An 8056-nucleotide genomic window follows, 5' to 3' on the forward strand; every position below is an offset into this window, starting at 1 on the left:
ACCAGCGACCCCAAGATCCTCGCGCTACCCAACGCGGCCTGGATCAACCGGCCGGCAGAACAACCAGAAACGGAAGAAGAAGCAGCCGCCTAACTCCTACTGGCCTCAAAATCCTTGACAAATACCGCTTCCCTGCTGGCGTCACAACCACGGGTCCGACTGTCCCGCGACGGCGGAAAGACCTACAAAGACAGCGGGGAACGTGACCTCACGGACGGACTTCCCTCGCTTCCGGCAGCCGTACGAACCTGCGGAAACGACGGTCTGGTCCGGACTATCTGCCTTGACCTCGATGTCAGCCGCGGAGGCCAGGAGAAAGTAGAAAGCGACTACAACACACTTCGGCGCTGGTTCACCCGTAACAACGTGCGGTGGATCGAGGACCAGTCCCCCAGCGGCGGCCGGCACGTTTACCTGCCACTGAATTTTGGTGTCGCCTTCACCGACGCCAAGGAATTCGTGCAGGCTGCAGCGAAACGCTTCTCCAGCATCGACCCCGGCCCGCACGAGAACGCCAAGACCGGCGCCATCCGCGTTCCTGGCAGTGTCTGGAAAAAGGGCGGGTACCAGCGGCTCACGATGAGCCTGAACATCGCTTATGACATTGCGCGCCGGAACCGCAACAAGTGGACCGATTGGAGCCAGCTAAGGGAAAGCCTTGCCGAGGAACTGGCCGCTGTGCGGCAGCGGCGCGAAGAGCCGTCCGAATTACTGGAGCTGCTGGAGCCGGCCGAAGCCCTTCCCCTGGCCGGCGGGCCACGTGCCCTTCCTGCCCTGAAGGAGTACACCGCCCGCAGCGGAAACTACGACACCACCGTCTACCCCACCGATTCCGAGGCACGCCAGGGCGTCATGGCCTCGGCCGTAGCCGCCGGTTGGTCCCTGACTGACGTACAGCGGCGTATGAACCAGAACATCTGGGCCGGCATGGTCGGATTTTACGCCCGCTACTCCCCCAGCAACAGGCGCAAAGCAATGCAGCAGGACTGGCGCAGCGCGATCAAGCACGTTGAAAGTTTCCGCAAAAAACCAAATACCAACGAAACAGGGAATAACAATGGGTATAAAAGCTACACAAGCCCACCCAATACACACCCCCCCTGTACTTACCCTGCTCCACCAACCCGGCTCCCCCGCCGAATACCAGTACCTGCTGACCTGGCAGAATGCACTTGATGCCTATGAAGAGTCCGTCATCGGATCCAGGTCTGGACTCGGGTACAGGATGCTGCTGCGGGCGCTCGGTGAAGCTGCCCACAAGCGTGGCAGCCGGTTCATAGAATTCGGGGTCAGGTCGCTGGCTGTCGCAACCGGCACCCACGAAACGACGGTGGCACGCCAACTTCGTGAACTATCCAGGACCGAACACCCGATGATCCGGCTCGCCGCGGAAGGCAGAGAGCTCCGTGCAGACCTGTACGAACTGGTCATTCCTGACGAGTACCGGACACGGGCTGAAACCAGAGCATGGCGGCCTGGAAAGATCCATGCGCTCAGGCCGGTGTTCCGTGAACTGGGCGTTGTCGCCGCGTTCGTCTATGAAGCAATCGAACGGGCAGACGGCGAGCTCATCAGCGCCGACATCGCACGGACCAGCGGCCTCTCCCCCAAAGCAGTGACACACGCCCTGGAACTGATGGCAGCCTGGAACATGATCAGCCGCGTCGATGGGCGCTGGCACATCGTCAAAGAGACCAGCCTTCGCACCCTCGCCGAGTACTTCGGCGTCCTGGAAGCCATTGGCCGGCAAATGCAACGCTACCGCTCAGAAAGAGCCCTATGGTTGCAGTGGCTCCTGAAACGAGCGCTATCCAGCGAACCTGTCCTGGCCGGCCCCGCTGACGATTACCCGTATTGGCAATACGGGCCACCAGACGAGGAACAAACGATCGGCGGCTTGCTGTACGCAGAGGCTTCATAGGGAGCCAGCACGGCCGAGGCCTCCGATATACACATTAGAACAGTGTCTTATGGATATAAAAGATACGTTTAGGGGCATTGCCTCAATGCAGGGCTGAAAATGACTACTCCCTCGATCTACACGAAACCCGGCGTAGGGCGTGAGTGCCGCGGTGTCGGTAGTTTCGATGCTCTGCGTCATGGGGGTCTCGTTTTGTAGGGGCCGGCTGTTTGCCGTGGTTCTCCCGCACAGGCTCCGCCGGCCAACTTCAGCCGCCGTAGCACCCTATGCAAGGAGCAGCACGCCACTCCCCCGCTGAAATCAGCTGGTCACTTTCCACATGAGACTCCTACTGCGCTTGTAATGCATATCTACTTCATAGATACTGCTTACTCTTACTGCAAGCTGTGCTTCGTAGTTACTGCATCTTCTTACTGTACTATCAACTGCATTTCAACTGCGTCTCTCTGTTGCTGCGCAACCGCGTAGTAAATGCATACTTACTGTTCTCCCAGTGCACTGTTAGTGCTGGCAGGGTGGGGCAAAGTTAGTGCGTCAATGCCGTTCGTTATTGGAATAGCTGCTTTTGCAGTGATCAACGGATACTGTGCTACTAAAGCGTGTTTAGTTTCTCGTTAGTTAATACTTAGCGCCTATCTACTGCATTACCAACGCACGACCAGTGCGTAGTAGGTATACCGGTGCCGTAGTGCGACACCGCGGTGAATGTACCGCTGTACCGCATTGGCGGCATTTAGGATGTGCACTATGGATACGGCAACTACCTCCCACACGTTGTCGCCTGCCGTCCAGCTGGCAGCGCGACGGACCATCTGCATCTCCAACGGCAAGGGCGGCGTCGGCAAGACAACGCTCACCACCAATCTTGCTGTTCTTCTCGCGGAAGCCGGCTACAAAGTGCTTGTCGTTGACCTGGACTCTCAGGGCGACATCGCGACCAACCTGGGCTTCATCAATGACTCCCGGTACGACGCAGGCGCCGCGCTGGACAAGGCCGTCCGTTACGACGAAGTGCCTGCACCCATTAGGGATGTCCGGCCGAACCTGGATGTCCTCGCCGCCGGCAACTACACAGCACAGCTCATGGACGCCTTCCAGGGCGATTCAGGCCGTCAGGGCAAGATGCGCGGGGGAGTGGCCCGCACCATCGCCAAAATTGCACCCGGCTACGACATCATTCTCATCGATACACCTCCGTCGGAAGCCGGGTGGACGGCCATCGAAGAGGCAATGCTTGCCTCCCGATGGATCATCGCCCCCGTCAAGCCGGAACCGAAATCCATTCGCGGCCTGAAGTCCCTCGCTCAGCGGATCATCAGTGTCCGGGCCGACAACCCCTCCGTCGCTCTCCTGGGCGTTGTTCTTTTCGGCATCCCTTCCAATGCCAGGAACGTGGACAGGCAGAGCCGGACGTTGCTCCAGGAGTCATTGGACGGCATCGCTCCTGTTTTCGAGGGCAGCATCCGCGACGTCGTTGCCGCTGATGCGGACGCCAGCTTCCGTGGCTTGGCAGCCCATGAGCTGGCTGCCAAGGCCGCCAGCCAGTCACCGTTCTGGGAGCGGCTACGCAACAAGGGAAAGAGCGGCTCGGATGAGCCACGTATTGCGCAATCAGCGGGCAATCTGGCCGAGGATTATATGCGGCTGACTGAGCAGATCGTCCACGAGCTCCAGGCTCAGGAGGAGGCGCTTGAGGATCTTGAGGGGGCCATCAAGTGAGTTTGCCCTCCAGCCCGGGAAAGATGGATCTGAGTGCCCTCAGCGGCCTGAAGAAGCGCGCCCTGCAACCGGTATCGTCTGCTCCAGTTGAAGCAGCTCCGGCCGAGCAGGTGCCTGAAACTACGCCTGAGCCCACCCCTGAAACGCCTGCAACACCGCCTGCGTCTGAGCCTGCAACCGGGGTTCCGGACACTGCGCAGGAGACTGACGCAGACGCCGCGGCAGCCGCTTCACCGGTACCGCCCGCAGATGAGCCCGCAGACCGGCCAGCGCCCGCTGCAACGGCGCCAACTGCCACGGCTCCGGTGAACATCGAACCCGTCGAAGAGGAACATTCAGGTCACGTCACGCTCTACCTGCCCAAGGGCCTGAACCAGTGGCTGGGGGAGCATCGTGCCAGCACAGGGATCTCGTATCCGGGAATTGTCCTGAACGCGATCAGCTGGGCCGCAGGCGAAAATCGGTTCGCGCAGATTTTCGCTCCGGATGACAGCCAGATTCCCGCCAATGACATTTTCGGGCGTGCACCGGTAATACCCAGGCTTGCCCGTGGTTCAGTCGAGCCGGAGACTAGGCCGCTGCGCTTCCGCAAAGACCACATGCGGGTGATCATTAGTCTCGCCCGCACCTGGACGGCTGATAACAGGAATGCGTTCTTCGTGGGAGTTCTCACCGCTTACAGGGATCAACAGAACAAAGAGTAATGTGCTCCGTCTAGGTGACGGTGCATCTACCTCAATAGGTCACGTGAGTGCAGGGGCCGACGTGCAGCGTGCCCGGTAGGGGACAGCCACAACGACAGGTGTCCCAGCCAACACGCGCCGTAAGCACGCAAAGGCCTGCGCTGATCTAGGATCATGCTGTGGTGAAGGTAAAGGGCGTTATCCGCCCCGTGGAAACTAGAGAACTCGAAGCCGAAGGCGAAGACTATGCGGCGGCGCGCGAAGCACTGCTGGCCCAGGTTCCCGAAGGCTGGCAAGTGCTTTCCGTCATGACGGCACGCTAACGAGCGCGAGAAGATCCTGGGTTTCGTTGCCGAGGATCCACAACCAGGCGGGCCGGCCAAGAGCGCACACAGTACAGCCGCACCTGCAAGTGGGGATTGATTCTCTGGCGCTCAGCCAACCGTCAGGGAACTTTGTACCTGCACACATAAACCAGCGCTAGCGTCGTAGACACCTCAAAAGGTGCGAGTGAACACGGCACCGGCCATGGTCAGGAGTAATCCCCCAACCTCCCAGACCAGCCGGTGCCCACTCATTTAATCGGTCAGGAGCGATTCCCTTTGCGAAGGCCCAGAACGCTGCCCCGGCAGTGGCAGGGCTGCAAGGGTTTGTAGTGTTGGTTTATGGAAACCAGGCTCCCGGCCGGACTGCGCCCACCTGTGGCGGTTGCACTCGCCCGCGTCACGGACAATATCCCCAAGACAGCGGGGTCCTGGCAGGCGGAACCCAAATGGGACGGCTACCGCGCGATAATCGCGCGGGACGGGGTCGACACCACGTTATGGAGTCGCCAAGGCAAAAACCTCGGGAGGTACTTCCCGGACCTATTAGCGGCGGCCGCCGTGCAACTGCCGCCCGGATGCCTCATCGACGGCGAAACCGTCATCTGGTCCAATGACCGGCTGGATTTCTCCGCGCTGCAGCAGCGGCTGACGACCTCAGCCAAGTCCCTGGCCAGACTGGTCCGCGAGAAGCCGGCCCACTTTGTCGCGTTAGACCTCCTCGCCGTGGCCGGACACGACACCCGGCAGGAACCCCTGCGCAGCCGGCGCGCCCTGCTCGAAGAACTCGCCAAAGACTGGGAAGCCCCGCTCGACCTCTCACCCGCCACCACCGACCCTGCAGAAGCTCAAACCTGGTTCAAGGAACTGCCTGCCACAGGAGTAGAGGGCTTGATCATTAAAAAGACTACGGAATCCTATGCGGGAGGCCAGAGGATCTGGCAAAAGTTGAAGCACAGAGAATCCGCCGACGTGATCTGCGGAGCAGTCATCGGTCCCATCAACCGGCCCGAAGCCATCGTCGCGGGACTGCCCATCGACGGGGAACTGCGCATCGTCGGCCGCTCCGCCCCGCTCAAGACCGCGGCCGCGAAACTGCTCGGAGCCCAGCTGCAGCCGGCCGGACCCGGCCACCCCTGGCCACGCCGGGTGAAATCCATGGCCCTGGACCGGTTCAACGCTGACAAAGGCGAAACCGAGCTGACCCTCGTCGAACCGATCGTTGTCGAGGTATCAGCAGACACCGCCATGACCGGCACATCATTCCGCCACACTGTCAGGTTCTTACGGGCCCGTCCTGAGCTGAATCCGGATGAGCTTTCGACGCCCTCCGACAAGCCCTGAACGGGGCTGCGCACGCCCAGGCATGAAATGGGGCCCGCTCTTTCGATCGGGCCCCATATCCAAACACGCCAAAGCCTTACGCGAAACGCGCGGCCCTCGACTGCCAAACGCGGGTGGCCGTCTCGGCCAGACCGACGGCGGCAGCAGCCACGACAAGGGCAAGGTAGAGGGCTACGGATTCCAGCACCAGCCAGTTACCCAGGTAGCCTCCGGCCAGGAGAAAGTAATTCCTTGGCGCGGACACAACCGCATAGCGGCGGGCTGAGCAGGCGACGAGCACCCACAGCACGATCAGGAACAGCCCAAGCATCACGGCAGTGGGCAGATACTCAGGCTTTCCGCCCAAGGCCAGCAAGCCGGTGACGCCGGCGACGGTAGCCATGAAATCGACCGCCAATTTGCGTACCCGGTTCATGGACTCGATGCGTTTGCTGGATTCCATAACGTTCCCTCACTCTTCGCGAACAGGTTCCTTAGAGACAGTCTGGCAAAGGGGTCCGACAATTTGCACCGGGGAAGTGTCTGGGCGAGTCGAATATCCCAGAGAACTTCGGCCCGGGCGGCACCGCAGGGGAGCGGACCATAGTCAACCCCGACATGTATCTACGCATCTTTTCGGCGGCCGTACAGGTCAAGACTTGAGCGACGACAAGGGAAGCGGTCCTCGCTGCGCTCGGCTGTAGAAGCATTTTCCTTTTTTGCTGCTGTCCTTCGGATCATACGTGCCTGCTCCGTACCGTCAACCGGACTCCGTCCGGCTGCGCGCCCCGGATTTTCGTCCGGCGCTCCTGCGTCGCTTATTTCCTTGCCGAAATTCCCGTGCCCTTGCCCCTGGCGGGGTTGAGCAGTACTCCGACAGGCACAGCTCCGCAAGCTTCGCCAGCAGGCAAAAACAACGGGGGGAGGGAAGAGCAGAGCTGGCCGGTACAGAACCGCTGCCCCCACCCCAAACCTCGCCAAAGGAAAACAACCATGACACAGCACCTCATCGTCTGGCCCACCGATTCCTCGTTCGTTTGCCGCGCCGACGCGCTCGGGCGCCGCGACTCGCGCCGCGATATTGATCCGACGCTCACCGACTGCCGAAGGTGCAAAACCTCGCCTGTGTGGCAGGCAGCCCTGGACGGGTACTACCGCCCCGGACTCGTCTTCTTCGATGACTGCGAACCGGTGAACGCTTTTGTGCGGCCGCGGACGTGGAACGGCTGGGCCATGCCGTGCCTGCCTGCCAGCCTCGCCCCGACCTACCTGACGGAGACCGGGTTCTACGACTTCGAGGTCAAAGCCGACGGGATCCACTACATCAGCGGCAACGGCAACCCCGAAACAGCCCCGGCCATCACCATCAGGGGAACCAAGTGCTACGACTTCAGCACCCAGGGACTCTGCTGGAACACCGCACAACCAGACACGCACGGGGCCACGGACCAGACCTCGCCGGCCGCATAAACGGACGCCGGGTCCACCCCGCGCCGGCGGGGTGAACCGTAGCAACCAGGAACAGCAGCTGGGGACGACAGGGCGGGGGAGCAGGGCCCCGCCCTCACCCACGCCACCAGCTGACTGATCCGCCGCGAACGAAACCAGAGAACAGGACCGCATAACCATGTCAGGCGAAAACAGCATCACCGTCACCGGCAACCTCACCGCCGACCCAGAACTGCGCTTCACGCCCTCCGGCACGGCGGTCGCGAACTTCACCATCGCCTCCACCCCTCGCACCTTTGACCGTCAGGCCGGTGAGTACAAGGACGGGGAGACCTTGTTCCTGCGCGCCTCCGTCTGGCGGGAAGCGGCCGAATACGCCGCCGAAACCCTCACCAAAGGCACCCGCGTTATTGCGCAGGGCCGGCTCAAGCCCCGCAGCTACGAAACCAAGACCGGGGAAAAGCATGACGTCATCGAGCTGGAGATCGACGAGCTCGGCGTATCCCTGAAGTTCGGGCCCATCCCCCGTGGGTTCACGAAAAGTGAAGGGTCTTCCGGTGGGAACCCAAGTCCGGAACATGCGGTAAATGGAACCTCCCATCCGGTGGATGGGTTTACGATCAGTCCGCGCGAATACG

Annotated in this window: 9 protein-coding genes; 8 read left to right on the plus strand and 1 reads right to left on the minus strand. The window is 61.3% G+C overall.

Translation table 11 applies throughout. From position 1 onward, the window contains the following. The first annotated feature begins 114 nt into the window (after nt 1-114). From HGO92_RS22680 to HGO92_RS22705, 6 genes are all read left to right on the plus strand, one after another. Complete coding sequence (locus HGO92_RS22680; RefSeq protein WP_169998901.1) at nt 115-1176, plus strand: hypothetical protein; 1062 nt, start codon at nt 115-117, stop codon at nt 1174-1176. Nucleotides 1177-1225: 49 nt separating this feature from the next. After that, a complete protein-coding gene (locus tag HGO92_RS22685) occupies nt 1226-1921 on the plus strand; it encodes a hypothetical protein (protein ID WP_169998903.1) in 696 nt (231 codons plus the stop codon). A gap of 747 nt (nt 1922-2668) precedes the next feature. Further along, nucleotides 2669-3640, plus strand: a complete 972-nt coding sequence (locus HGO92_RS22690) for a ParA family protein (protein WP_169998905.1) — start codon at nt 2669-2671, stop codon at nt 3638-3640. 305 nt (nt 3641-3945) lie between these two features. After that, entirely contained in the window at nt 3946-4344 is a 399-nt protein-coding gene (locus tag HGO92_RS24060) for a hypothetical protein (RefSeq protein ID WP_240974907.1), read from the plus strand. 158 nt (nt 4345-4502) lie between these two features. Then, a complete protein-coding gene (locus HGO92_RS22700) occupies nt 4503-4646 on the plus strand; it encodes a hypothetical protein (protein WP_169998909.1) in 144 nt (47 codons plus the stop codon). Between the two features lie 342 nt (nt 4647-4988). After that, a complete protein-coding gene (locus tag HGO92_RS22705) occupies nt 4989-5990 on the plus strand; it encodes an ATP-dependent DNA ligase (RefSeq protein WP_169998911.1) in 1002 nt (333 codons plus the stop codon). A 76-nt stretch (nt 5991-6066) separates the two neighbouring features. On the opposite strand, the gene HGO92_RS22710 is transcribed toward HGO92_RS22705, so the two are convergent. Continuing rightward, nucleotides 6067-6432: a hypothetical protein gene (locus HGO92_RS22710; RefSeq protein ID WP_169998912.1), complete on the minus strand. Its 366-nt coding sequence runs from the start codon at nt 6430-6432 to the stop codon at nt 6067-6069. 530 nt (nt 6433-6962) lie between these two features. On the opposite strand from HGO92_RS22710, the gene HGO92_RS22715 reads away from it, so the two are divergent. Together HGO92_RS22715 and ssb are read left to right on the plus strand one after the other, a co-directional pair. Continuing rightward, nucleotides 6963-7439, plus strand: a complete 477-nt coding sequence (locus tag HGO92_RS22715) for a hypothetical protein (RefSeq protein ID WP_169998914.1) — start codon at nt 6963-6965, stop codon at nt 7437-7439. Between the two features lie 157 nt (nt 7440-7596). Beyond that, nucleotides 7597-8056: single-stranded DNA-binding protein (ssb, locus tag HGO92_RS22720; protein WP_169998915.1), on the plus strand; the 460-nt coding region annotated here is incomplete at its 3' end.

This window comes from Crystallibacter degradans (assembly GCF_012952295.1).
GTDB lineage: Bacteria > Actinomycetota > Actinomycetes > Actinomycetales > Micrococcaceae > Crystallibacter > Crystallibacter degradans.

Excerpts from the sequence above, each read along its gene's own strand:
- HGO92_RS22685 (WP_169998903.1), top strand. The coding sequence starts at position 1,226 with ATGCTGCTGCGGGCGCTCGGTGAAGCTGCCCACAAGCGTGGCAGCCGG.
- HGO92_RS22690 (WP_169998905.1), top strand. The coding sequence starts at position 2,669 with ATGGATACGGCAACTACCTCCCACACGTTGTCGCCTGCCGTCCAGCTG.
- HGO92_RS22705 (WP_169998911.1), top strand. The coding sequence starts at position 4,989 with ATGGAAACCAGGCTCCCGGCCGGACTGCGCCCACCTGTGGCGGTTGCA.
- HGO92_RS22710 (WP_169998912.1), bottom strand. The coding sequence starts at position 6,432 with ATGGAATCCAGCAAACGCATCGAGTCCATGAACCGGGTACGCAAATTG.
- HGO92_RS22715 (WP_169998914.1), top strand. The coding sequence starts at position 6,963 with ATGACACAGCACCTCATCGTCTGGCCCACCGATTCCTCGTTCGTTTGC.